This window comes from Coprococcus eutactus (genome assembly GCF_001404675.1).
Classification (GTDB): domain Bacteria; phylum Bacillota; class Clostridia; order Lachnospirales; family Lachnospiraceae; genus Coprococcus; species Coprococcus aceti.
Window position 1 is genome coordinate 287,745 of the sequence record NZ_CYXU01000003.1, and the last position, 25,717, is coordinate 313,461.

Annotated in this window: 21 protein-coding genes and 1 other annotated feature; of the genes, 2 read left to right on the top strand and 19 right to left on the bottom strand. The window is 42.4% G+C overall.

Annotation, left to right across the window (positions count from 1 at the left end; genetic code table 11):
- Positions 1–2: 2 nt before the first annotated feature.
- The 11 genes from ARA78_RS08330 to ARA78_RS08380 form a co-directional block, all read right to left on the bottom strand.
- Entirely contained in the window at positions 3–2,765 is a 2,763-nt protein-coding gene (locus tag ARA78_RS08330) for an FtsX-like permease family protein (RefSeq protein ID WP_055280350.1), read from the bottom strand.
- 83 nt (positions 2,766–2,848) lie between these two features.
- On the bottom strand, positions 2,849–3,160 hold the full coding sequence (locus tag ARA78_RS08335; RefSeq protein WP_055280351.1) for a hypothetical protein: 312 nt from the start codon (positions 3,158–3,160) through the stop codon (positions 2,849–2,851).
- A 135-nt stretch (positions 3,161–3,295) separates the two neighbouring features.
- Positions 3,296–4,597: a GHKL domain-containing protein gene (locus ARA78_RS08340; RefSeq protein ID WP_055280352.1), complete on the bottom strand. Its 1,302-nt coding sequence runs from the start codon at positions 4,595–4,597 to the stop codon at positions 3,296–3,298.
- Positions 4,598–5,320, bottom strand: coding sequence for a LytR/AlgR family response regulator transcription factor (locus tag ARA78_RS08345; RefSeq protein WP_055271997.1), 723 nt, complete (start codon positions 5,318–5,320; stop codon positions 4,598–4,600).
- 124 nt (positions 5,321–5,444) lie between these two features.
- Complete coding sequence (locus ARA78_RS08350) at positions 5,445–6,659, bottom strand: aminotransferase class I/II-fold pyridoxal phosphate-dependent enzyme (RefSeq protein ID WP_055146066.1); 1,215 nt, start codon at positions 6,657–6,659, stop codon at positions 5,445–5,447.
- 180 nt (positions 6,660–6,839) lie between these two features.
- Positions 6,840–7,081: a binding site (T-box leader), on the bottom strand.
- A 47-nt stretch (positions 7,082–7,128) separates the two neighbouring features.
- Entirely contained in the window at positions 7,129–8,262 is a 1,134-nt protein-coding gene (locus ARA78_RS08355) for an alpha/beta hydrolase (protein WP_055280353.1), read from the bottom strand.
- Positions 8,263–8,278: 16 nt separating this feature from the next.
- Positions 8,279–9,172 carry a Fic family protein gene (locus ARA78_RS08360; protein ID WP_055280354.1) on the bottom strand — a complete coding sequence of 298 codons (894 nt, stop codon included), beginning with the start codon at positions 9,170–9,172 and terminating at the stop codon, positions 8,279–8,281.
- A gap of 142 nt (positions 9,173–9,314) precedes the next feature.
- Positions 9,315–9,935 (bottom strand): flavin reductase, encoded by a 621-nt coding sequence (locus ARA78_RS08365; RefSeq protein ID WP_055271999.1) that lies wholly within the window; start codon positions 9,933–9,935, stop codon positions 9,315–9,317.
- Between the two features lie 137 nt (positions 9,936–10,072).
- Positions 10,073–11,746: a hypothetical protein gene (locus tag ARA78_RS08370; RefSeq protein WP_055280355.1), complete on the bottom strand. Its 1,674-nt coding sequence runs from the start codon at positions 11,744–11,746 to the stop codon at positions 10,073–10,075.
- A 207-nt stretch (positions 11,747–11,953) separates the two neighbouring features.
- Complete coding sequence (locus ARA78_RS08375; RefSeq protein WP_055280356.1) at positions 11,954–12,601, bottom strand: alpha/beta hydrolase; 648 nt, start codon at positions 12,599–12,601, stop codon at positions 11,954–11,956.
- 12 nt (positions 12,602–12,613) lie between these two features.
- The gene (locus ARA78_RS08380) at positions 12,614–12,988 is read right to left on the bottom strand and encodes a hypothetical protein (protein ID WP_022217422.1); all 375 of its coding nucleotides are present in this window, start codon (positions 12,986–12,988) and stop codon (positions 12,614–12,616) included.
- Between the two features lie 489 nt (positions 12,989–13,477).
- Here ARA78_RS08380 and ARA78_RS08385 point away from each other — a divergent pair, with 489 nt between their 5' ends.
- Both ARA78_RS08385 and ARA78_RS08390 read left to right on the top strand, forming a co-directional pair.
- On the top strand, positions 13,478–13,873 hold the full coding sequence (locus tag ARA78_RS08385) for a GntR family transcriptional regulator (RefSeq protein ID WP_055222393.1): 396 nt from the start codon (positions 13,478–13,480) through the stop codon (positions 13,871–13,873).
- A 21-nt stretch (positions 13,874–13,894) separates the two neighbouring features.
- On the top strand, positions 13,895–15,370 hold the full coding sequence (locus ARA78_RS08390) for a PH domain-containing protein (protein ID WP_055280357.1): 1,476 nt from the start codon (positions 13,895–13,897) through the stop codon (positions 15,368–15,370).
- A gap of 37 nt (positions 15,371–15,407) precedes the next feature.
- Here ARA78_RS08390 and ARA78_RS08395 read toward each other — a convergent pair whose 3' ends face one another.
- The 8 genes from ARA78_RS08395 to ARA78_RS08430 form a co-directional block, all read right to left on the bottom strand.
- Positions 15,408–15,989, bottom strand: a complete 582-nt coding sequence (locus ARA78_RS08395) for a DUF6553 family protein (protein WP_055222391.1) — start codon at positions 15,987–15,989, stop codon at positions 15,408–15,410.
- Positions 15,990–16,048: 59 nt separating this feature from the next.
- Positions 16,049–17,089 carry a galactose ABC transporter substrate-binding protein gene (locus ARA78_RS08400; RefSeq protein ID WP_055280358.1) on the bottom strand — a complete coding sequence of 347 codons (1,041 nt, stop codon included), beginning with the start codon at positions 17,087–17,089 and terminating at the stop codon, positions 16,049–16,051.
- Positions 17,082–18,044: a substrate-binding domain-containing protein gene (locus ARA78_RS08405; RefSeq protein ID WP_015534391.1), complete on the bottom strand. Its 963-nt coding sequence runs from the start codon at positions 18,042–18,044 to the stop codon at positions 17,082–17,084. Before ARA78_RS08405 ends, ARA78_RS08400 begins: the two co-directional genes overlap by 8 nt.
- Positions 18,031–19,935, bottom strand: a complete 1,905-nt coding sequence (locus ARA78_RS08410; RefSeq protein WP_082423617.1) for a cache domain-containing sensor histidine kinase — start codon at positions 19,933–19,935, stop codon at positions 18,031–18,033. Before ARA78_RS08410 ends, ARA78_RS08405 begins: the two co-directional genes overlap by 14 nt.
- Before the next feature lie 32 nt (positions 19,936–19,967).
- Positions 19,968–21,575, bottom strand: coding sequence for a response regulator (locus tag ARA78_RS08415; protein ID WP_055280359.1), 1,608 nt, complete (start codon positions 21,573–21,575; stop codon positions 19,968–19,970).
- 123 nt (positions 21,576–21,698) lie between these two features.
- Positions 21,699–21,860 (bottom strand): hypothetical protein, encoded by a 162-nt coding sequence (locus ARA78_RS13900; protein ID WP_156329435.1) that lies wholly within the window; start codon positions 21,858–21,860, stop codon positions 21,699–21,701.
- Between the two features lie 583 nt (positions 21,861–22,443).
- A complete protein-coding gene (locus ARA78_RS08425; RefSeq protein ID WP_022217415.1) occupies positions 22,444–24,096 on the bottom strand; it encodes a galactose/methyl galactoside ABC transporter permease MglC in 1,653 nt (550 codons plus the stop codon).
- A 17-nt stretch (positions 24,097–24,113) separates the two neighbouring features.
- Positions 24,114–25,622, bottom strand: a complete 1,509-nt coding sequence (locus ARA78_RS08430; protein ID WP_015534393.1) for a sugar ABC transporter ATP-binding protein — start codon at positions 25,620–25,622, stop codon at positions 24,114–24,116.
- Positions 25,623–25,717 lie beyond the last annotated feature (95 nt).

Genomic DNA, 25,717 nt, shown 5'->3' on the forward strand with positions numbered 1-25,717 from the left:
CCTTACTCTTTTTCAGCCAGATCTTCAATTATCTCTTCCGATTTCTTCTTATGAATGACCAGCACCGTAATAATCGTCGAAATCACAACAAGGAATGTTCCTATCAGTACCAACGCTCTTCCCACAGGGACAACAAATATCTCGCTGTCGAATAGAAATACATGCTGGAGTCTCGTTACCTCTTTTATAACATCTGCATCGACGTTCCATAAATCTGTCTCCGGCCAGTTGAACATGTTTAGCGCCTGTTCGTACTTGTAGCGCAAAAGCCATCTCATGCCATACACCATACCGGCTCCGACAGCACATGATACCAGGGCATTTCTTATGTTATGCCATATAAACGTCATGTTCCATGAGTGCTTCTCCATTCCAAGAGCCCGCATGATCGCCACGTTCCGCCTGCCATTCTGGTAACGCATGGTGACAAGTTCCCAATATCCCCATGCCGCCATGATAAGAAGAATAAAGAACAGACATATTGTGCTCGCATACTGTGATATATATGCCTCACGATACTCCTTATCACACTCATCTATCGTTCGTATCCTGAGTTCCATTGAAGAGTCCAATATGTCAGCAAACCTGGATACAACTCTATCAATATCTCCCCTGTTGCTTAGAGATATATATGTAACGTCATAACATGTCTTAAACATCCCAATACTGACTGCTGTGTCCTGTGAGGCCACTATTGCATATCCATACTGTGAAGCTCTGCCAAGACCTGCATACAATATCGGATCGCTCTCCTTTGTGGTCTCCGGAATCACAATTATCGCATCCACGATTTCAACAGTCTCCTTGTATTCGCCTTTTCCGTTCACTGTCATTGTATGCATTACATCGCCTATCTTATATGGCGACTCCGCGGTCATTCCGTCATATTCATATTCAACACACGCCACACCATTTTCATGGGTACCTATTGACCCCTCTTTTACATATTTATCCAGCTTTCTCATTCCGTTATCATCCAGCCATATCGCTGGAACGTTGAAATAAAATCTATCGTCTGCATGATAGAATTCTTCTGTATCTTCCGGAAACTGGACCTCCGCCTGCCACAATCCATCCGGAATATCCTCGTCATTTCTATCATAAAATATATCAAAGCCATCGTTTGTGGAGAAACTCTCTATTGACTTTACTTCGTTCATATCCGCAATGCTCTTGCGCCCATCCTCAGTAAGTCCTGTATCTGTAAGCAATACTCCACCAGTAATCCCCGACCCCTGATCATAAAGGCATATATCTACATCACTGGTTTCCATATCCAATTGTCCATATGTATAATATGTGTCTCTGTCCAGATCATCATTGTGAAAATATCCTTTTCCCTTGCCGTCCATAGAGCAGAATGCGTAGCACATCACCGCCGCAAACAGGATCAGGGCAACAGACAACATCTGCATTATATTTGCAAATGGAATACCGGAAACCACCGATTTGATTCTCCCGAATGATCTCACACGATCTCTTCTTATAAGTCTTCTTGATTTTATATGAAGGTATATATAAAAAAGTAAATATCCAAGAGTAAATGTACCTGTTGCACACACAACAGAGATTACAAATGGATTTTCTGTAATCTGCTGTACACACCACTCCACTGTATAACCGCGCAATTTAGGCAGCCTCAGAAAACGACTTTGAATCTCGAGTATGACCTCATATACAGTGATTCCAACGACTCCGCCGCATATCACTCCTGAAACCAGCAGGATTCCCCATTCCAATATATGTATCCAAGCCACTTTCATCCGGCTGGCTCCTATATCTCTCACGATATCCAGGGATTTCTGCCTCTCGCTCATAACAGTTATCATCACGCCAAACAGGGATATAGCCGACAAGATCACAGCAATAACACTGAAATATAGTATTCCCTGGACAGAGTCCGACAGATAACTTTCGCTGTTAAGCTTCTCGTTTCCAAGGGTAATGTTGCAGATATCTTCTGCAGCCGATCTGCTGCGGCCGGATCTTGCCCATATTCCAGTTTTGTCATAATAATCCTGCGCAAACTCTTCCATAGCGCTCTCCGACTGCTCTGTTATCTCGTCATCACCATACAGTGAGACAGCAGTATATACGAATGTATTCTCATCCAAATCACAGTCATCCCGCCACAGATATATAGTTGGCATCTGTACTTCCGAAAGGTCAGATCCCCAGTCTACTCTGTTCTCCTTAAGATCTCTTCTGCTGTCTGTACACAATACACCTGTGATAGTAAACGTAATCTGTCCCACATGTCTACCTGTTCTCAACAGATATGTATCATCCAAATCATAACTGTCAAATGTTACTTCCTTTCCAACATACGAGTCAGGATCAACAGTAAAAAACATATCCTCCAACACATAATCGTACACTGCTGCCTCCCCGGTTTTTTCAGGGAATCTTCCCGCCGAAAGCTTTACATATTCAAGATCCTCTGCCGCATCGTCAATATATGTACCATATGTATACTGTGTTTTGTCATTTCCCAGCTTTCCACATATAGCCGTACGCCCGATCATGCTGACCCTTTTGTCTTCTGACATCTCCTCATAGGCATCACTGCCAAGATTGCTATACAGATAAAATGTCTTACTACTTCCCCGCAGCTTGTCATCATACTGCCGTCTACATTCTGTTCTCTCCATCAAAAGTGCAATCAACAGGAAAGCCGTTAATATCACTATCGAGGTAAGCATGCTCGCAAACTGCTTTTTATGATATCTCCAGTATTTTGTTATCAGAAATAAGTTTGTTTTCATATGTCCCCCCCGCTATACACAATTAGCCCCGTCAAATTATGACGGAGCTATATTTCTATATTTTTAGCACATTCTTTATAATATCAGCATCTTACTCTGAACGATCCTGCAGTCCTATAATTTGCGCCAGTCGGTTCAGTATAAAAATAATATGTTTTTCCTTTGCTTACTCCAAAAGTTGTTGAAAGTGAAGTACCTGTGCTCCCTTCAGCAGGCGGATATATAATCTTTGCTATATTTCCCATTCCTATGCTTATACACAGTAGAGACAATAATGTTACAATTCTTTCGATCAATGTTATGCAGGCATATATATAATGTTCTCTTAATTGTGCAGTAATTATTTTTTCTTTTTCCAATGTATCAACTATACTCTCTGCAAGTTTTGCAACCATATTGCGCCCCCATATTTGTAATATAGTAACGAAATTACCCAATAGCAATATGTCTTGCAGAAAATGACATTATCTTGCAGAAAACAACAAAATTGCCCGGGAAATTGTTTGATTAAGAATTTCTCAGGCAATTTATCATAATACAATTGAAAAATAAAACTTATTATCTTCACATCCAATCGTATATGTTCCATTATATTTATCTATTATACTTACAACATTTTTTATACCTACTCCATGTTCATCGAATATATCTCTTTTATTTGTGACAATCTCCTTTCCCCGGTATGATAAATATTTTCTATTGTACGAGTTCTCAACAGACAAAACTGTCTCATTATCCTCTACGGTGAATCTAAACATAATAATTTTTTTACTATCACATTTTTCACAGGCTTCAATTGCATTATTAAGTAAATTTGCCAACAATACTACCAAGTCTTCATTTTCTATATTGAGATTTTTTAAATCATTCACTTTAACTACAAATAAGATCCCTTTTTCAGTCGCTTCATTATATTTTTCATTAAGTATTGAATTTACAATAACATGATTCGTGTCTATACATATTTCGTCAGACCTAATTTTGTTTTTCATCTTATTTATATAATTTTCCAAATCAATATACTGATGGTTATCTACCAATGCAGAAATACATAAAATATGATTTTTGAACTCATGTGAAATACGCTTCTGTCTCTGATAATTTTTTGATATCGAATCATACAGGTTCAATTGATTTTTTACTTGTATTTCAAGAACTTCTTTTTCGTGTTGCTCTATAGCGTTATCAATCACACTATTCAAAATTACATATACGATTAAATTCATTCCTATCATGCCAAATGCTATCATATAAGCAACCCCTATCTGTTTTGGACTATCTATATCAGAAAAAGCCGCTATCATTCCAGCTATAACCATAATAGTGAATATAGGAAATACAATAAACTTTAACCACTCTGAATCCCTAAGCATCTCTGTTTTTTTCCGATAAAAGAAACGCTTTATAAATAAGATAATCAGAAATAATACCATCTTGTCTATTACTATCAACAGCCCCCCCTGCATCTCATATTTACTTTTTACATCTCCCGCTTGCGACAATATATGGGAATTTCCTACATAAACTACATAATCTATCCCCCACGCCATAGCCAAAAATAACATGGCTAAAATTACTGAACGCCATATACTTATTTGATAAGTCAAAAACATTATTGTTGAGATACTTATTATTGCAACTATCAGTTTTATTATTTGGACAGATGATAGTAATAATCCGCTGGCAAAAAAACATATTACCATAACAACAAATAGCGTAATTTTTTGCCATTCTTTTAATTTATCTCTTCTATATACAAAGCTCTGAAAAAATAAATTGCAACAAAACGTCTCAAATATAACAATAAATAAACTTCCAATATATTCAAACATCTACATTCTCCCCTTAAATGCAATATACTTTTCTTCCACCGCCCTATACCTTGCCCTTGGTATGGGTATCGACTCTCCTGTAAGTAGTAAAACACTATACCTGGAAACCTTTTTGACAAACATTAAATTAACCAAAAAACTCTGATGAACCCTGATAAATCTATTTTCTTTAAATTCTTCTTCTAATTCATCAAGTCGTCCATACATGTTTTTTACGCCGCTTTCTCCACTTATGTGAAACTCCAATCTATGAAGACTACTCTCGACATATATTATCTTTTCAACCATTATTTCTAGCGGACCCTCTGTGAATATAAATCGTCTTATCTCCCTTGAAGTATTGATCTTTTTGTCAATTGCATCCATACATTCTTCAATAGCAAATTGAAAATTCTCATTGTTTTTTAATAAATATCTAACCGCTCCAACCTTATATCCATCAATTGAATAGTCTATATATGCTGTGATAAATACTATAAATATTTTTTCACTATATAATCTTATCCTTTGCGCAACATCAACTCCATTCATGCCCTTCATATTGATATCTAAAAATACAATTAAATAATTTACGATCTTCTCACCTAACTCACACAATTCCTCTCCCGTCGTATATATATCTATCTCGTATTCTATATTTTTTCTTTTCAAATAGTCCTCAAGTCTCCTGTATATTTCATTCCTAAAATATCTTTCATCATCGCAAATTGCTATCTTATACATTTGTGCCCCCTGGTATAGTTTATCTATTATGTTAATTTTATAACATTTGTCATATTTTGGGAATAAAAAAATAATAGGCAGACTGAAATCTCAGCCTACCTATTATTTCCCATATATTTATCTTTTACTGGTGATAATAACTCAGGAAATCAGCCAGCTTTGCTGTTGCTGCCTTGAGTATCTCCATATTCGGAAGATATACTATTCTGAAGTGATCCGGATCCTTCCAGTTAAATCCCGTTCCACATGTGACGAGGATGTGCTTATCCCTCAAAAGATCAAGAGCGAACTGTTCATCATTTGTGATGTTGAACTTCTCCTTGTCAAGTTTCGGGAATATGTAGAACGCTGCCTCCGGCTTAACCACACTTATTCCCGGTATATCGCAGAGTGCTTTGTATATATACTCCCTCTGATCATAGATCCTTCCTCCCGGCAAGAGCAGCTCATCTGCACTCTGGTAGCCTCCAAGACAGGTCTGAACTATACTCTGAGCAGGAACATTCGAGCAAAGTCTCATGGATGACAGGAGGTTAAGTCCCTCTATGTATCCCTTCACATTGCTCTTGTTTCCGCACAGACACATCCAGCCAACTCTGTAACCTGCAACTCGGTGTGACTTACTCAGTCCGTTAAAACTTATCGTGAAAAGGTCAGGTGCCAGTGAAGCCAGAGCCACATGCTCTTTATCATCCATGACGAGCCTGTCATATATCTCATCGGCAAAAAGGATAAGTTCATTCTCCCTTGCAACCTGAACTATCTGCTCAAGAACCTCCTTTGGATAGAGAGCTCCTGTAGGGTTGTTAGGGTTGATGACTACGATTCCTTTTGTTCTTGAGGTTATTTTCTTCTTGATATCTTCTATATCCGGATACCAGTTGGACTGCTCATCACAAAGATAATGAACCGCTGTTCCTCCTGCCAGGTTAACAGAAGCCGTCCACAACGGATAGTCAGGCATCGGGACAAGTATCTCATCTCCCGAATCAAGCAGTCCCTGCATGGACATGGTGATAAGTTCGCTGACTCCATTTCCTGTATATATGTCATCGATTCCCACATTTGGAATATTCTTCAGCTGGCAATACTGCATGATCGCCTTTCTTGCAGAAAAAAGTCCCTTTGAATCCGAATATCCCTCGGTATCTCTGAGGTTATATGCCATATCCCTTACAACTTCATCAGGTGCCATAAGTCCGTGCGGTGCAGGATTTCCTATGTTCAGTTTAAGGACATTTACCCCTTCAGCCACCATTCTGTTTGCCTCGTCCATAACAGGACCTCTTATGTCGTAACACACATTGTCAAGCTTTGATGATTTTTCGAATTTTCTCATGATACACACTCCTTTATATCTCTTGATCCCTTGTTGTCTGTGTTTGCTGATTGTTGGTTTTAACTTGCGTTTTCTTCGAGATTACTCCGCATCTGCCGATGCTCGCGAGCAAGCTCGCGCATCGCAGCCGCTTGTCACCCTGAAAACGCAAAATAAAAGCCCTAAGCATACTTATAATATGCTTAGGGCGAACTTTCTTGTCCGTGTTACCACCTAAATTCAGGAACTTATTCCTGCTCTCAGCCGACAGCCATCACTATCGTTGTTCCTATAACGTGGAACCTTCCGTTGACCACTACCCGGAAAACTTTCGCGGTCACAGCTCGGGGACTGCTTCCTTAAGGTGTCCTATAGGCTCGCACCAAACGCCTACTCTCTGAAGTGACAGTGACTTAAGTACTCCTTCCTGTCTTTGCCTTTATCTGATTTTTAGGATAGCATTCTGATGTCGTGTTGTCAAACAGTTTTTTTATTTCATAAATGCACACTCATCCTCGTTACAGAGTATTCCCTCTGGATTGTACATATTCATATGGAATATATGGCCGCTGTCAGGATTGTTCTGTCCATACGCTTTTGTGATATGTGCAACTCCAACTTTGTTCAGCACCTCATCCAACGCTTTTGTATGTGATGCCAGATCATCATTTACACTGTACATGAGGTACGCCTCCGGGAAATCAGCATTTACATAATCAAGCTGATCCATAAACAGCTTGTATTGTTCCTCAGCCACAGCATATGCCTGGCTTATTTTCTTACTTTCACATTTTTCAGCTTTGTCGTGTGAACTTGTTTTTCCGTCACTATTCTGGTCATCATCCACATCATTTCTCAGATACCATGCGGATATATTGTCATTTCTTTCTGCCATCTTGTATGCACCACAGTTAAGGCATACCTTCTTAGGCAGTAGATCATATGTGAAGAAATCAAGCTTTGCCCTGTAATCGCTGTTTGATGCTATGATGCAATAATTTGCCGTGAGCTGTGCCCCCGCCGAATCACCGACCATGTAGAGATTGTCCATGTCTATTCCAAATGTCTGCGCATTCTCATGGATATACCGAATGAGATACGCCACATCCTCTATGGCCGCAGGATATTTGTTCTGCGGTGACAATCTATAGTTAAAGTTCACCACCACGTACCCGTGCTCCGCAAGAAGGCAGCAATAGTGGCTGTACAGTTCCTTGTCACCATAGAACCAGCCTCCGCCATGCACGCTCACTATCACCGGATATTTTCTGTTTTCATCTGTCATATACGATATTGGAACGCAGATATCCATGTAGCTGTTGGATGTATAGCTTGCAGAATCCACGTCTGCGGCATCCCCGGAATCGGCAAAAAATATAATGTTCCTCTCTACACCTTTGTCCCATGTTTCAATCAGCTCATTGAAACGGACCTCATCAAGCTCCTTTTTGTAATCCAGATTCTTTATCTGTACAACATTTGCCGGATATTCAAGCCCTCTGTCTCTCGCCGCATCACTTGCTTTCCAGGCGTGGCGCATATTTACCCATGCCGGAAGATTCTTCTCCACCGCACCGCGGCTGAATATCTCTGCTACGTTCTTCATCATTCTTTCTCTGTCCATAATTTCCTCCATTATTTTAATCTCTGTGCTGTATCCTGAAATAGTCCAGGTACTTTTTAAACTTATCCTGCGCAGTAAGGCAGGTATCCCGCAGATATCCTCTTTCTCTATTCCATTCTGAAAGTCCTCTATAATAATACCATTTGAGATCTTCATCTATGATAAATGGAATTATATCATATTTCAGACACTCCTTGAACAATATCAGCCTGCCAACCCTGCCATTGCCATCTTGAAACGGATGAATACTTTCAAATTCATGGTGAAAATCCAGAATATCATCTAGTGTCTTTTCATTGAGCTTGCGGTATCTTGCAAGGAGATTTTTCATTTTCTCTGGAACTTCTTCCGGCAAAGCCGTATCATGACCGCCCACCTCATTCGGAACTTTCTTGTAATCTCCCACCGCAAACCATTCTTTTCGTGAGTCCTGAGTTCCATTCCTGAGAATCAAATGCAATTCCTTTATCATTTTCTCACTTAATAAGTTCTTTGCATCATCGATCACCAGATCTATACACCTGAAATGATTGGTCGTCTCGACTATATCGTCAACATTTATCGCCTGATCACTCACGCCTATAGTATTTGTCTCATATATATACCGTGTCTGATCATGACTGAGCCTGCTGCCCTCTATATGATTGGAATTGTAAGTGAGATCCACCTGTATCTTATGATAAATGCCACCTTTAATTCCATTTTTTTTCTCTTCTCTCAGCACAGTCAGCAGATCCCGGTTCTCTTCTCCCGCAGATTGACGCATTGGTTTCTGCGCAGAATCCGGTATATTCCACGTCTTTCCCGTCAGAAAAGCCCCAGGAATCTTATCATGAGCGCAGTAATTTCTAACGGTTCGTTCTGACACATTCCATTTTTTTGCAGTCTCTGCAACTGAAATATAACCCATGAAAATCCCTCCTTTTACGCAATGGGCTTTTATCATCTGCACAGTGTTTTGTATATAGATAGTATATGCCGTTACCGGCAAAAAATCAACTTTTTCAAGATTTGAAACCGTTCATTTCTTGCCGATAACGGCATATCTTACATTACTCATATATAGGTTCAAAGTCGTCTGCTCCGTGTCCACACAGAGGACATACATAATCTGCCGGGAGCTCACTTCCTTCATATACATAGTTACATATCTTGCAGCGCCATCCCACTATCTTCTTATCTGTCTTAGGAGGCTTGTCTGCCTTTGGCTTTACATGTGCCTGATAATCAGCATATGTGAGAGGAGCCTTGTCTGACAGCATCTTTGCATCAACCACCTCCGCGATGAACAACGTGTGCGTTCCGAGATCATGGCTCTCAACTACCCTGCCACTGATAACCGCACAGGCATACCAGCCCATGTAAGGGATTCCGTTGACATCCTCCGGCATCCTTATTCCTTCGAATTTGTCCACGTCTCTTCCCGACTGGAAACCGAAGTGCTTTATCGAGTCAAATGTACACTGCTCGTCAAGTACACTGAGGGCAAACACACCACTCTCCTTGAGCAGATCACATGTGTAATTCGTGTTGAGAACCGATATCGCAACCCGCGTTGGATTGTTCGCCACCTGTATACAGGTGTTGATGATGCAGCCATTTGCCTTGTCGCCCAGCTTTGTGGACAACATGAAAATCCCGTATGATAAACTGTAGATCGCCTTTTTATCCATGATAATAACCTCCTTGTCAATCATAATTAATCAGTTATATAGATTTATTCTCAATAAGATATTTCTATAATACCACATTATCATGCAAAAAGCTCCCCCTGTTTATCACAGGGAGAGCCTTTATTTAGTGAATAAATCTATCTCTCAACAGATATTATGTCATTTATTCCGTTGTCTGATTCCTGATAAAATACTTTTATTTTATCCCCGCTCTGTATAAATATCAGTTCCTCGTTCTCTGAGAAATCCTGCTTGTATACATTGCCATTTTCATCCGTGATATACACATATGTCGTCTCATCCATGTTGATATATTTGATATCAGCTACCGTGATCTGTCTGTTTGGTATATCGTCCGTCATGCTCTGCGTACTCTTAAGTCCGTTCTCTGCCAGCAGCTTGTTGTATGCCGCAAGTGCGTCCTTCTGGGTAGTGCCTGTAGCTACAATATTGTACTTCTCCACATCGACAAGCGCATACATCTTTACCAGGCCACCGTTGTCCTTTAAGACCATGATGTAGGTTGGTATTCCGCTGATATTGATGAGTGATGGGAAGGATGCCTTATAACCAAGATGCTGTACCTGTCCCTCTGCCGACGCCATGGCTGAGTATTCCTCTGCACCTGCTACTTTGTAATATTTGCTCTCTCCTGTCCGGAGATTCATCAGGGCAAATCCTATGTTGGACTCGTCACCATTTACCGATGTGACACCTGTATATACCCACACATCGCCGTCCATAACCTTGTAACCATAATCATCCGTAGTCCTCTTGCAGCCCTTATTGCCAAATACGCTGTTCCAGTAGCCGCCTGAGAGCTCGCCGTACCAGTCGTATTTCTGGCACACCAGGTCGCCATCATATACACGGTCCACCCAGTGTGGAACATCACTGACTTCATGATACTCTGTATCGCCCGTACACGGATCACATGTAACCACACCCTTTACATCCTTTGCACCGAAGAGTCCTGCATGCGACTCAAGAACCGGACAGATGTAATATGGATTGCCATCGTCATTGAGCTCCAGATAGAAACCTTCAAATATATATGTCGGATAAGCCATCTGGACATGTCTGTACAGGTTCTTGTTGAAATACGCTGAAGGTGAATACACTATAGGCTTTTCGGTCTGTATATAGTGTGCCTCATTCTTTACAGGATCCACAAGAACATAACCCGGGATTCCGTTCTTCCTGTTGTTCATATATTTGATGAATCCCGCATAGTTGAGTGCTGCGACCTTCATCGGCGCGCCATTGTAATCTATAGTGCTGTAATTGCCGCTGACCTCGTACTGACTGACCACATCCGAGAGTGAACCGACGGCTCTCTCACCTATGATTCTCGCTGTGCTTGTATCCATCAGTGCAATGTCATTTATCTGCCTGCTCTCCGGGATATCCGTCTGGAAGTCCCCATCCTCTATATTGATGAGACTTGCATACTTTGATGCACAAAACAGCTTGGATGACGCCGCCACCATAATGAGTCCGACCGCTATCATTATTACTACTATCCATGCTGCCGGTTTCGTTGCTTTCGTTGCGACACTCCTGTCAGCATTGCTCTCCACTGTAAAATCAAGTGTACAAAAACCAACCAATGCTGCTGAAATGATAAGCCATACCCAGAAACTTGTACTCTGTATGTTAATCGCCGGCGTTGCCGCATAATAATATATGAGCTCTCCCACAACAAGCACTGCAAATGCTATCGCATTCCATTTGCCGAGCCTTCCCGGGGCTTTTGCAAATATCTCCTTTGCCGCTCCTGTGCTTTTCTTTTTCTTTGTCTGTTTACCCATGTTGCCCTTCTTTCCGGCTTACCACGGTCTGATTTTTCACTGCATATACTTACCGGATCGTGTCTGCCATTAATCTATCTACTCCATATGTCTGCCCCATATATTATCATCTATTCCGATAAAAATATATATCTATCCGGTATATGTTATGCCTCGTATCGTTCTGCCAGTGAACGATTGTATATATGTGCTCTCCTGTGCTTTTTGTTATCCTTTTGCCTTCTCTATCCACTTCACAGCCTTCGCCAGCCGCTTCCCGGAATCGGCAAAATGCCCACCTGGATTTATCTCATATATCACATCGTTGTCCTTCTTCAGCAGGTCGCAAATCTCCTTTGTCCGATCCGCAACAGTTGACATCAGCCTGTCGGATGTCCGCGATTCTTTGCCGCCTAGGCTGATGTATATACGTTTATTCGCAAGTGTTGGCTGGCTGTTTACATATTCCACAAATCCCGGATACCACATTGAACCTGAACATGTGGCGCACCCGGCAAATATATCAGTCTGGTACATTGCCCAAAGTGCAAAAAGCCCGGCAAGCGAATATCCCATGATATAAAGAGGTCTGTTCGCCCGGCTTTGAATATCCAACTGCGGTACGACCTGCTGTTCTATATAATCCAGTGTCCGTCCCGCCTCCCCGGCAAATGATCCATCGACCTCATCTGATCTCCACGGTGAAAGATCCCTGTTCCAGTCATCTATCTGTATCGCAACAAGTGTAAACTGTTCTTCTCCCACCAGTTCTCTGATAGAATCCGCTGTGTGCTCCAGTTCATCTCCCCTGTGTGGGTACATGACCCAGAGGATGATCGGACCATTTTCCGAAGATATAAGTGTGTGTACCTGCATGTTTTTCATCTCCTATAGTGTGTCGGCTATCTTCTGGACTTCCTCCACTGATATGTTCAGTTTCTTCGCTATCTCTTCTATAGGAACCTTCACATCCAAATATGCCCTCACTGCACCCTTTAATTCTCCTCGCGCCTCGCCTATAGATATTCCTCTTTCTTCTCCTCTGGCTTCCGCCCTATCAAGTACTTCACACATATTTTTTAAACCTCCTTTATTTCCGTTAGCCTGCGCCTGTTCAAATCTTTCGTCCTGCGTCAATACGCTCATGAGCTTTAACACCTCGTCAACAATTGTTTTTCCACCGAACAACAATACATTTACTATATCTGCAAATACATCATTATAATCTGCCAGTATCTTTTCTGTTATATCCTTTTCTCCCATACAAACCTTCCTCCTCTTGTTTCTATGAAAAGCAAAGAAACCAATAGAGGATAATTGCATGAATTTATAGCCATATTTTTTATAATTATACTATAGCAAAACCTGAGCGGCAACACACCTCTACCGTCTCCATATTAATTTGAATTATTTTGTGATAATCGCAGTGAAGTACTGCAAAGATCAATTTCGGAATTACACATAACATGATAAACGAAATATAACACGCTGATTTTAGAAATACAATTAAATAACTATAAACTATTCAAAAGTATTGAACTCGTATTTTCATACCATTTCAAATGAACGTTTATTTGAACTGCAAAAATCAGCTACACAAAAATAAAATTTAACAAGATATAAGGATCATCTGTGGGTAATCAACTTGCTCACGGATGATTTTTATTTATACGGCGGTTTCTCATAGTTGACTTATTGCGGAATCTGTATTATATATTATAATACAGATAATACAAAAAGGAGGGCCACCACATGATCATAGAGCTTGACATGAGCAGTGACACACCCATATACGTACAGCTGCGCAATCAGATAGTAAAGGGAATCGGCAAAGGCGAGATACAGCCAGGCGAAAAGCTTCCCACTGTAAGACAGCTTGCGGCGGATGCCGGCGTGAACACAATGACTGTGAATAAGACATACCAGATACTAAAAAATGAGGGATATATCAGAACTGACAGAAGGCTTGGAGCATTTGTATCAGAAAATATCAATATGAACGCCGAGTTCCGTGACAAGCTGGAGTCAGAGTTGGAACTTCTGTCCGCCGAGGCAAGCATAACCGGGATGAACCGGGAAGATTTTCTCAAGTTATGCGATGAAGTATATTCCAAAATGAAGTCTTCTCCAATCCAAATATCCACTTAAATTACTAGAAAGGAGCAACATATGAGCATAGCATTATTTATCATCTTCCTGTTTATGAACTTCTTCATACTGCTCATAATGAAGTTCGTATATACAAGTAATTATTCGTATACCGAGGGAATGCTCCTGGGTGTCCACATTCCAAAGGAACACATTGAAGACGAAACCATCCTGAATATTGTTGCTGCTGCCAGACGTAAGATGAACCGGATTATCTGGATAAATCTCATCCTTGGAACAGCCCTGTGCTTTGTCGTATTCTGGGAGATCATTATATTCATACTGGCATACACTGTCTGGATGATCGCATTCTGTTTCCTTATAACATATGCAAACAACTCCGCGCACAGGAAAATGTATGCCCTAAAGATGAAAAATGATTGGGTGGTCCCTGATCAAAGAAGAAAACGTTACATTGATACAAATGTGTCAACCCAGATCGGCAAAAGTGAGATCAGTTTCAATTATCATGGAATAATAATCCTTGTAGAGCTCATTTGCCTAGTGCCATTTGTGATAGGGAAAAGTGCGGTCATATCAACCACAATGATAATAATGGGACTCTGCTCCGTCCTGATGTCACTTACATCCATGATATTCCACATATATGTAAACCGGCACGAGCGAACTGTGTACAGCTCGGATACCCAGCTCAACCAGACCGTCAACAGAACCATGAAGATATACAAGGGACTAGCAATGCTGATTCTTTCGGCAACAAATGCTGTCGCATGGGTATATATCACTATTGACACCCTGATTCATTGCATATCATCAGCCAGTAAGTCCCGGCAAATTTCGCTTTCTGATATCCTAAATTTCAAGGGTGCGCTTGTAGATGTCTCGCTGTGCAGCTCCGCACTCTATGTCTATATATTTGTCCAGACTCTCGCAGCCATCGGATTGTTTGCACCTCTCCTCATGGCACAAAGCAGAAAACGTGAACTCTTGGCCGCCGACACCCAGCCTCTCTACGTGGATGACGACGAATACTGGAAAACCGGATATTACTACAATCCTTCCGACCCGCATGTGCTGGTTCAGAACAGATTGCAAAGTGGAAATTATACATTTAACTATGCCACCAGGAGCGCAAAGATTTTTACAGGACTTACATATATCCTTATCACCGCCTGCATTGTCTGGACGATAGGCGTGCTTGTGCCATTCATAAACGTGCATATTGACACTCATCTTGACTCCAACAAACTCACAGTGTCTGCTGCCATATACTCATCGGAGATATATTATGATGACATCGAGGAGGTTCAGCTTCTGAATGAACTGCCAGACGATGATTTTGTTCGCACAAACGGAGGTGCCACCGATGAATACCTGATCGGCCATTTCAAGAGCAGCACCTACGGCAAATGTGAGCTGTATGTATACGCAGACAGTTATCCCATCATCATGATAAAGACAAGGGATGAAGTGATATTTATGAACACCAGGGATTCTGATGATACTTATTCTATCTTCGAATCCATACATTCATGAGATAACGCCAAAACAGGTACAATGGATAAGTATGCTATCATTTTCTTAAGAAATGCTCCCTGTTCGGATACTCCTGCCTGAATGCCGCCAGTGCTGCGCTCTGAAGTATGGCAAATTCCTTGTCCATGTGCAGCATATGCGGCGCGTCAAATGCGATGGAGCTTATCTGATCTGCGATCTTCTTCGCCACGCCCTCATCCGAGAGCTGCCCCATACCAAATGCTATGGATGTGAAACCTCTGCCGCCTCTGCTCACCTCGATGAACTTGAGAAACGCATTCTTGAGTTCATATAGCAATATCTCCTGTTCCTCGGCACTTCTCCTGTCTGCGTCGAACAGGCAGAGCTTGCTTATAATCTCCACTGCCTGTTTCTTTTTCTGACCTCCGATGTCAACAGAACCGCCCTCCGATATGTATTTGAGCTCCATAAGGCAGCCCACAAATGCATCATTCTTCGGCTTTCTCTTGCCATATCTCGCCGTCCACAATCTCTGACGGAAGGCAGTAGACGAACCGGCGCTGTCACCATCCATATCCGTGCTGTTATTTTCCAGCAGTTCAAGTCTCTTATCCGCATCCGTCTCTCCGTAAAATTCTTCTATCCAGCTATTTTCCATATGCATCCTTCCCGAATATTAAATTCACAATTTTTTATTCACGTATCAGTCAGTTACCTTTATCTGTGCAGGAAATCATCCACGCTGTCAACATCGACCTTCCAGTAAGGCGACACGTAATATTTGCCCTCGTCAAGATTATGACCATCAAGGCTGTTTCCCTTGAAGAGATCAACTGCCAACCGCGCTATCTCTCCCGCCTGGGCCTCCTTGTCATTGTAAACTGTTCCCTGCATGTTTCCCTGCTTTATCGCCTGGAGAGCATCATCAAGTCCGTCTATTCCAAAGATCACAGGCCATTTGTCCCGGCTTATACTTGAGTTATCGTACGCCTCAACTGCGCCCAGTGCCATCTCATCATTGTTGGATATGACAAGCTCTATCTGACTGCCATACTGACTTATAAGCTGAGTCATTCTGTTCTCCGCCTGACCTCTGTTCCAGTCTGCAAACTGATAACTGAGCTTCTCAAGATCCACTCCCTTATCCATGATGGTCTTCACCGAACAGTCGGTTCTGCTTATGGCATCCTGATGTCCGGCCTCCCCCTCCAGAAGAACATACTGTATCTTGCCATCACCGTTGCGATCCACTTCGCTGTGCTTCTTTATATAATTTGCCGCAATCTCCCCCTGCATATCACCGGATTCTTTTGCGTCACAGCCAACATAGTAGAGCTTTTCCCACTGCATCAGGTCATCACGCACCGGCTCTCTGTTGAAAAAGATCACTGGTATATCACTCTGCCTTGCTGACTTGATAATATTTGCCGGTGCGGTTCTGTCTACAAGATTTACACACAGCACATCGCAGCCTGCATCTATCATCTCATCAACTATCTCATCCTGCTCACGCTGATCATTATCACCACTTCTCACCGATACTATCACATTCATGTTTGTGGTCTCCATAGTCTTAAGCTGAGATTTCACCTTTTCAATCATGGCATTTATGAATGGATCATCTGCTGTATAAGTGACCACCCCGACTCTCATGGTTTTGTTTGATTTTTTATTGCTGCTGCCGCAGCCCATAAGCGAGACTATCATCGCAGCTGCCAGCAAAAGCACATATATTTTTCTTCGTTTCTGTCTACTCATATGAATATAAAAACCTCTCTACATCATCGGAGAACAAATCGTCACTGTATATTATCTTTATGCCCTCCTCCCGACTCTTCATCGTATACAATCTGCTGTTCAGACCCTTTACTACCTCTGTCACACTGGCATAGCCAACACCGTATCCATCCGGAATAACAAGGCACTTTATCTTGCCCGCATCAAGCAGCGCCACAGATTTTACGCTGGTCCCCATTCCATATATCTGGGCGCCATTGTACATACCGTTATCCGCATTCTCTCCTATCTCATCGATCGCATATGTGTCCATCACAACCATGTAGTCCACCTTTCCCAGAATATCCACAATGTCACATATGTTCTGATTGCCACATCGGCTGTACACCCAGCTCACCTCGCATCCGGTTCCTTCTATCGCATCCATAAGTCCTGCTTTTCCGCTCACACTTCCCTCTGTCTGGGAATATCCGGTTATAATGCCTATGCTTTTGCCACGGAGTCCGTCCGCATCATTTGCCCTGATCTGTTCTCCAAGGGTATATCCTATCTTGTAGTTATCAGGTTTTATTGTGACAAATCCCGAGGCGCCATCTTCACTGTATGCATCCTGGGTTATAAGTACAAATGGTACATCGCCAAGCTGTCCCAGCATATCCGATGTATCTTCGCCCGGTGCAGGACAAATTATGAATGCATCTACATCATTTTCAAGCTGTTCATCTATTAGCTCCTTCTCATCCTGGGCTGACTCGATATCATCGGTGTTGCATATGATAAGATGGACATCATTGACATTTGCTGATTGTTTTAGTCCATTTATAAGTCCATCCCACCTCTTATCACCGGAATTTGAAAGTATGACCGCTACTCTTTTCTGAGGTACATTTTCCCGGAATATCTGATGTATAAAGAATCCGGCTATAACCACCAGAAACAGCTCCGCGATCAGAAAGGTTATCTTACTCTTCTTCATCTGTCACCATCCCCCTTCCAAAATCCTGCCTCTCAAGTCTCTCTCTGTTCTCCTCCGTGTAAGGAATGGCTGGAATGTGAATGACAACCTTTGTTCCCTCGTCCGGCTCACTGTACACCTTTAATCCATATTCGCTGCCAAACATCAGCTTTATCCTGGAGTGAACATTGATAACACCCACTCCGGAGCCATGCTTTGGCACCTTATTGTTGTCCACAAGGATGTTCCGGACAACATCCTCCGACATACCCATGCCATTATCCTCAACTGAAATGTAGATGTCATTGCCCTTCTTCTCACCGCGGACAGTTATCTTGCCGCCATCGTCCTCATCCATGTTGCCCACACCGTAGTATATTGCATTTTCCAGGATCGGCTGCACGATAAGTTTAACTGTACAATAGTCATTTATCTCTTCGTCTATGATAAATTCTGTAGCAAATCTTTCTTTATATCTTACCTTCTGTATGTTCATGTAACTCGTGCTGTGCTGGATCTCGTCCGCTATCCTTATGACAGTTCTGCCCTTTGACAGACTTATCCTCAGCAGCTTTGCAAGCTCAGATATCATAAATACTGCATCTGTATTTCTGTTCGCCTCCACCATCCACGTTATGGACTCCAGTGTATTATACAGGAAATGCGGATTGATCTGACTCTGGAGCGCATCCATCTCACTCTTTCTCCGCTCATTCTGCTGTCTGATTATCTCCTGCATCAGAATCTCTATCTGCTCATAGGATTTCTTGACCGAATATCCCAGATGTCTTATCTCGGAAGATCCTCCAATATATATATCCGTGGTTCCACCTGTCTCATACGACTTTACTGATTCATTCAGCTTAAGTATAGGCTTTGAGATTTTCTTTGTTATGATCCTGTTCACCCACAAGAGCATCATAAGCAATATCACAACCGTAGTTATGATGTAATATCTGTACTGATTGATGCTGGCAGTCTGAACACTTTCCGGGACAACTCCTATGATCTTCCATCCAGTGTAGGCTATGCTGCTGACAACAACATTTTCTGTGCCACCCGTCATCTTGATCTCATATGTACCGTCATCGTATACCGCTGCCTCTGTACTTTCCTCTGTGAAAAAGCCTCTGTCTATCTCTGCTCTTCGCGGATGGTATATGATATCTCCGTCACGGTTGCACAGATAATAATAAGTCTCACTTGAAGAATCATTGATCCTTGAAAGAGCCTCCTCGATCACGGAATACTTCATATCTATCAGAAGCACGCCGTTTACCGGCTTATCTCCATCATTGATATCAACAGAACGGCTGAGGGATATGACCCAATAATACCTATTGGCGCCATCTTGAAACAGATCTTGTATATGAGGTGTAGAAAAGTGCATATTCTCTATATCTTCAGATGCATTCTTGTACCATTCCTGTTCCTCGACATTAACCTTATCCTTCTGCACTGCAACCGGCTCCGCAGCAACAAGCTTCCCGGAATTGTCGTACAACGCCATACTCTGCACTTTGTCAACATTCACCTCATATAAAAGGCTGAACTGTCTGCTGAACTCCTGACTGGAGATGTCATATTCCTGGATAATGTTATAATTCACTCCATTAGATATCTGTCTGATGCCTGCCAGGTCTGTATCCACTTTATCCACAGTACTCTCTATCATACTTTCTGCATTTGACACTGCAGTCTGCTTTATCGCAAGCTTGAATCTATTGTAAATAAGAAACCCCATAACAACAGTTGTGGTTATCGTCAGTCCTGTGAGCACCGCCATGATTATTGACTGTATGTCAAATCCTATAAATCTGCCATGATGAAACCAGCCTCGCAGCCTCGCGCGCAGAGAATATTTATTTTTCTGCTTTTTGCCCTGAGCATCCTTTTTCTCTCTAATCTTCAAAACAATTCTACTCCCCTTATACTTTCTCTGCTCTACTTATTCCCCACATGTTCAGTTCTGTACTTTGATGGCGACATTCCAAATCTCTTCTTGAACACATAGCTAAAGTAATTTGCATCCTGATATCCAACCTGCTCTGCTATCTTATAGCTCTTCTCATTTGTCTCAAGTATGAGATTGGCTGCGTGATCCATCCTGTAATCCGTCAGATACGAGATAAATGACTTGCCTGTCTCCTTCTTGAACACTGATGAAAAATACGAATTGGACACACCAAGCTCTGAGCACACCGTATCCAGCGACAGATCAGGCTCCATATACCTGTCAACTACCATATTCTGGGCATCCGTTACCATTCTTCTGGACGTGTTATTTCTGGCATTTTTCAATTCCTCGCCGATCGCCATCGATGTGTCTATGAGCCATGCTGTGAGGGTAACTTCATCCATCTCAGGAACCTTCTCGTATGGGTTGCTGATCCCACCTGAAAAATTATCAAAATCTATAAAATTATTTGCGCAGAATCTGTAGAACGTTCCTACCATCTCCATGAGCGTCAGCTTGTACCTGTTCATGGTCTGTGCAGATCTGTGCAGCTTCTCTATCTCATCATGTACTGCTCCCTCAATGGCATCTCTTTTGCCAAGATATATTGACTTGATAAGTTCATGCATATTTGCATCTTCATACTGTACTGCGGCCTTCTGCTCCTTCGGTGCGATCTCAGCAATATTTATAGCCCTCTGGGTTCCGTATAAAACCCTGTATGATACAGCTTCCCTGGCACCCTCATACGAATTGTTGATATTCAGAAGACTGTCGCACACTCTGCCAATACCGGCAGTCACCACGGCACCCATGACTCGGTAAGCCCATCTGCAGAATCTGTCACAGGCATCCGTCAGCTCTGACATGGCATCCTCCGAGGCTATCTCGATGATTAGCACTGTGTTGCCCAAGTATGTAAACACCTGGCATGTCCATGTATCAGCAATTCTGTCCTTGATCTGCTGTTCCACCGACATTGACAACAGAAGTGGGTTCATTCCATCTGGAACGTGATGCTCCGATGTATGAAAAACCGCGCAGCAATAAAGCGGTCCCTTCATATCGATCTGGTATGCTGCAAGGAATTTCTCATAATCCGACTCGCTCACTCTGCCCTCTATCAGGGATACAAACAGATTTGTCTGAAGAACAGGCAGAGATGCATTGAAATAATTTGCAAGCTTTTCCACATTCAGCTTTTCCTCCCTCTCCTTGTCCAGAGAGTTCTTGACCCTCTTCAGGCAGTCTGAAAGTTCTAAGGCATTTATAGGCTTGAGCATGTACTCCTCTATCTCAAGGTGCACTGCCTCCTTGGCATACTCAAACTCATCAAATCCTGTAAATATGATGATGTGTATATTCTGATAATCATTGTTAAGTCTCCTGGACAGTTCGAGGCCGTCCATGTATGGCATCTTGATGTCCGTTATGACCACATCCGGCTGCAGCTTCTCCACCAGTTCAAGAGCCTTAACACCGTTGTTGGCACTGCCCACAACATCAAATCCGAGCATATCCCAGTGGATCTTTCTCTCTATAACATCTATAACCTCTTCCTCGTCATCGACAAGGATAACCTTGTATTTATCCATATAACAGAAATCCTTTCTATATATCAAATGCCACCCGGTTCACCGGTCTTTTCCAGCAGTGTAATTATATCAAATACCGCAGAGAATATCTGTACTTTTATTATTATTTCTTCATCTATACCGTCAAGAAATTTTCCTCACCTGTCCGTGACTCGAAACCTTGCCTGTTTCCAGCTTAGGATCCAGCTTGTTTATGGCTGAACATCTTGCCCTCCCGTAATCTGGAATATTTTCCCTATCTCCAACAAAATAGCTGCTGTAGGATAAAATTGTAACTTCCCCCACATATAACCCTTGCAGGAAAATAGAGCGAAGGAAGCGGAACACTCGCCCAAGATTTTACAATATATAAATATCTCCACATCCCAGCCTTCCTTGCATGCGCCTGCCACTTTTATGCATACCACCTAATCGATAGCTAGACGCGACTGATGATTTCTTCTCCTTCCACCACGAACAGCTGTATCTGCCCGGCTGCATGCATGGCTGCATTTATATACTGCGACATCGATAGTGAACACGACTGAGCTTCAGCGCTTTTTGCCACTGCGGAGACCGCATTGCCCTTATCGCGGTCAAAGCAGTGTGCAGATAAAAGCAAGCTGAAGTGAGGGAAGGGGAACGTGATGCCACAGTATATAAATGCAGACATCATCAGCCGGGCAGATACAGCTTCCGTTAGCACAGCCGCACAGAAGGCGTCCGCCAATCACATGCCTTGCGTCATGCGTGCACTTCGTGCACTTCACAAGGAATCCTCCCGCTTATGCGGGGCCCCTCCTTATGAAAAAAACCGCTCAATCCATCCTGTAGACGATCCGAGCGGCTTTTTATATAAAGGTTTTGTGAGAGTTAAATTTGTTGTTCCTTACTTCTTCTGTACATACTTGAGACAGTCAAGAGTTACAGCGGCAAGGATGATGATACCTTCGAATATGAACTGAAGGTTTGTATCAATACCAAGAATGGTAAGTGAGTAGGTAAGTGATGTGAAGATAAGAACACCAGTTACAACACCGGAGATCTTACCGATACCACCTGTGAATGAAACACCACCAACAACGCAGGCTGCTATGGCGTCCATATCCCAGCCCTGTCCATAAGCTGCACTACCTGAACCAACCATTCTGTTACACTCAAGCCATGATCCGAATCCGTAAAGGATACCGGCAAGGATGAATGCGCCAAGTGTTACCTTGAAAACTGATATACCTGAAACTGCTGCTGCCTCTGGGTTTCCACCTACAGCGTACAGATTCTTACCAAATGTAGTCTTGTTCCAGATGAACCATACTACCACGATTGCAACTACTGCCCAAATGATAATAGTTGGGAAGTTTCCTATTGTTGGGATGAACATATTTGGTATTGCTGAATCAATAGCACCAAACGAAACACCCTTTGTCGCATATGTTACAAGTCCGAAGATGATCAGCATGTTCGCCATTGTTGAAATGAACGGATGCATCTTGTACTTCGCCATGAAGAAACCTGCAATACTTGAGAATACTGTTGTGAGGATAATACATGCAACAAGTGCAAATAATGCTTTTCCTACAACCGGCATGCTTGAGAAATCAAATATGTGTCCAAACACACCACCTGTATTTGCACCATTGTGCATGATAATGGTAGCTGTAACCATACCCATACCAACCATACGTCCAATCGAAAGATCGGTACCAGTCAGGAGGATAAGTCCCGCAACACCGAGTGCCAGGAACATTCTAGGTGATGCCTGCTGAAGTATGTTCAGTATATTGGTAACTGTGAGGAGCTGTGTGTTCTTCACAATTGGAGTGATGATACAAAGTGCAATGAATATCAACACGATTACTATATACAGACCGTTCTTGTAAAGGAACTGTGTTGTGTTGAATGTGTACTTGTAATTCTCAAATTTCTGTGCTCTGCTCTGCATGAATGTGTACTTGGACATTCTAAGGAGATCTATCAGATGATACTTGTGTGAAAATGCATCATGCTTTCTGTCCTTAATCTCCTGAAGTCTTGACTCATGTGTCATCTGTGCATCAAAGAGCTTGTTCTTGTATACATATTTCTCGTCCTTGATCTCTTCCGGATCAGAGAGTTTTGCAAGTGTCTGCTCATGCTCTGTCTTGAGTGTTGCCTTTACTCTCTCATAGGACTCATTTTCTGCTGCCTTCTCAGTCTCGCAGCTTGCCACTACTTTGCTGTAGTACTCGCTGTCATAATGCTCCTTAAGGTATCCCTCTGCGTCAGCGATAAGCTTTGCAACCTTATCCTTATTGGCTGCCTCAACTGCCTTTGCCTTCTCCAGGGCTGCCTTATCCTTTGCGATTATGCTATCCTTTTCTTCCTTTGATAAATTCTTATCTTCCTTTGCGATAGCTATATGGTTCTTCAAACTACGAACCTTGTCAGATCCATCAACTCGAAGTTCATCGATCTGAGCCTGTATCTTTCCAACATATTCATCAATCGGCTTGAGGAGTTTTTCCTCTGCATCAGCCGAAAGGATCATATTTTTATCTGCCATATCCATGCTCCTCTCTATTACAAATATTTAGCACTAAGTCTTAACAATTCTTCCTGATTAGTCTCCTTGGTATTTACAATTCCGGCAAGGTGTCCATTTGACATAACACCTATACGGTTTGTGATACCCAGGATCTCCGGCATCTCAGAGGAGACAACTATGATAGTCTTGCCCTGCTTTGCCATGTTGATTATAAGTTCATATATTTCATACTTAGCTCCTACATCGATACCTCTTGTAGGATCATCCATCATGAATACATTTGGTGAACGCTCAAGCCATTTTCCGAAGATAACCTTCTGCTGATTACCACCGGACAGGTTGGCGATCATATCGTCAGGTCCCATACACTTGGTGTGCATGACCTTGATCTCCTCAGCTGTGGCACGAACCATGCTGTCATGTGACAGTGCCACGCCGCTCTTGTAGTGGTTCATATTTGCAATGGTGGTATTGAAGGTGATATCTGCCTTGAGGAAGAGACCATTTGCCTTTCTCTCCTCAGTGATGAGGGCAAATCCGTGATCCATAGCATCCTTTGGACCGGTGAAGTTCATGATCTTGCCACCATACATTACATTTCCTGCTGCTCTTGTACGAATACCAAATATAGTTTCCAGGAGCTCTGTACGACCTGCGCCAACCAGACCATAGAGACCGAATATCTCACCCTTCTTCACATCAAATGTGATGTTCTGGAGCTTCGGTGCATACTTTGTGGAGAGTCCCTGTACTGAGAGGATCGTCTCACCCGGCGTATTGTCGACCGGTGGGAATCTGTTATCAAGTGAACGACCAACCATGGCTGATATAAGCTCATTCATGTTGGTGTCCTTGCTGTCCTTTGTCATGACCAGACTACCGTCTCGGAGAACTGATATCTGATCACAGATCTCGAATATCTCATCCATCTTATGTGAGATGTAGATCAGGGAAATTCCCTGCTCCTTGAGCTGTCTCATCATCTTGAAAAGCTTTGCAACCTCAGGTGCTGTCAGTGATGATGTAGGCTCATCAAGTACGATTACCTTGGAATTGTACGAGATAGCCTTTGCGATCTCACACATCTGTCTCTGGGAAACTGACATTCTCTTCATCGGCTGTGTAAGATTGACCGTTATACCCAGCTTTCTGAACAAGTCTGAAGCTTCCTTCTTCATACGGCCCTCATCGATGACTCCAAGAGAGTTCTTTGGATAACGTCCAAGGAACAGGTTGTCAACAACGCTTCTCTCAAGACACTGATTTAATTCCTGATGAACCATCGCAACTCCATTCTCGAGTGCATCCTTAGGGCCAGAGAAATTTACTTCTTTTCCATCTAATATTATTGTGCCTTCGTCCTTCTGATAGGTTCCGAAGAGACACTTCATCATTGTCGATTTACCGGCACCGTTCTCACCCATAAGTCCCATGATCGAACCAGGTTTAACATTCAAATTAATATGGTTAAGGACCTTGTTTCTGCCGAATGATTTGCTCATGCCTTGAATCGATAAGATGTATTTATTCTTATCTTCTGCCATATCTCTACTTCCTTTCATTGAACATCAGCCCATTAAAAGTCGCCTTCGGCGAGGGCTGATGCTACATATCAAGTTTTCATAGAAAACTTGATACA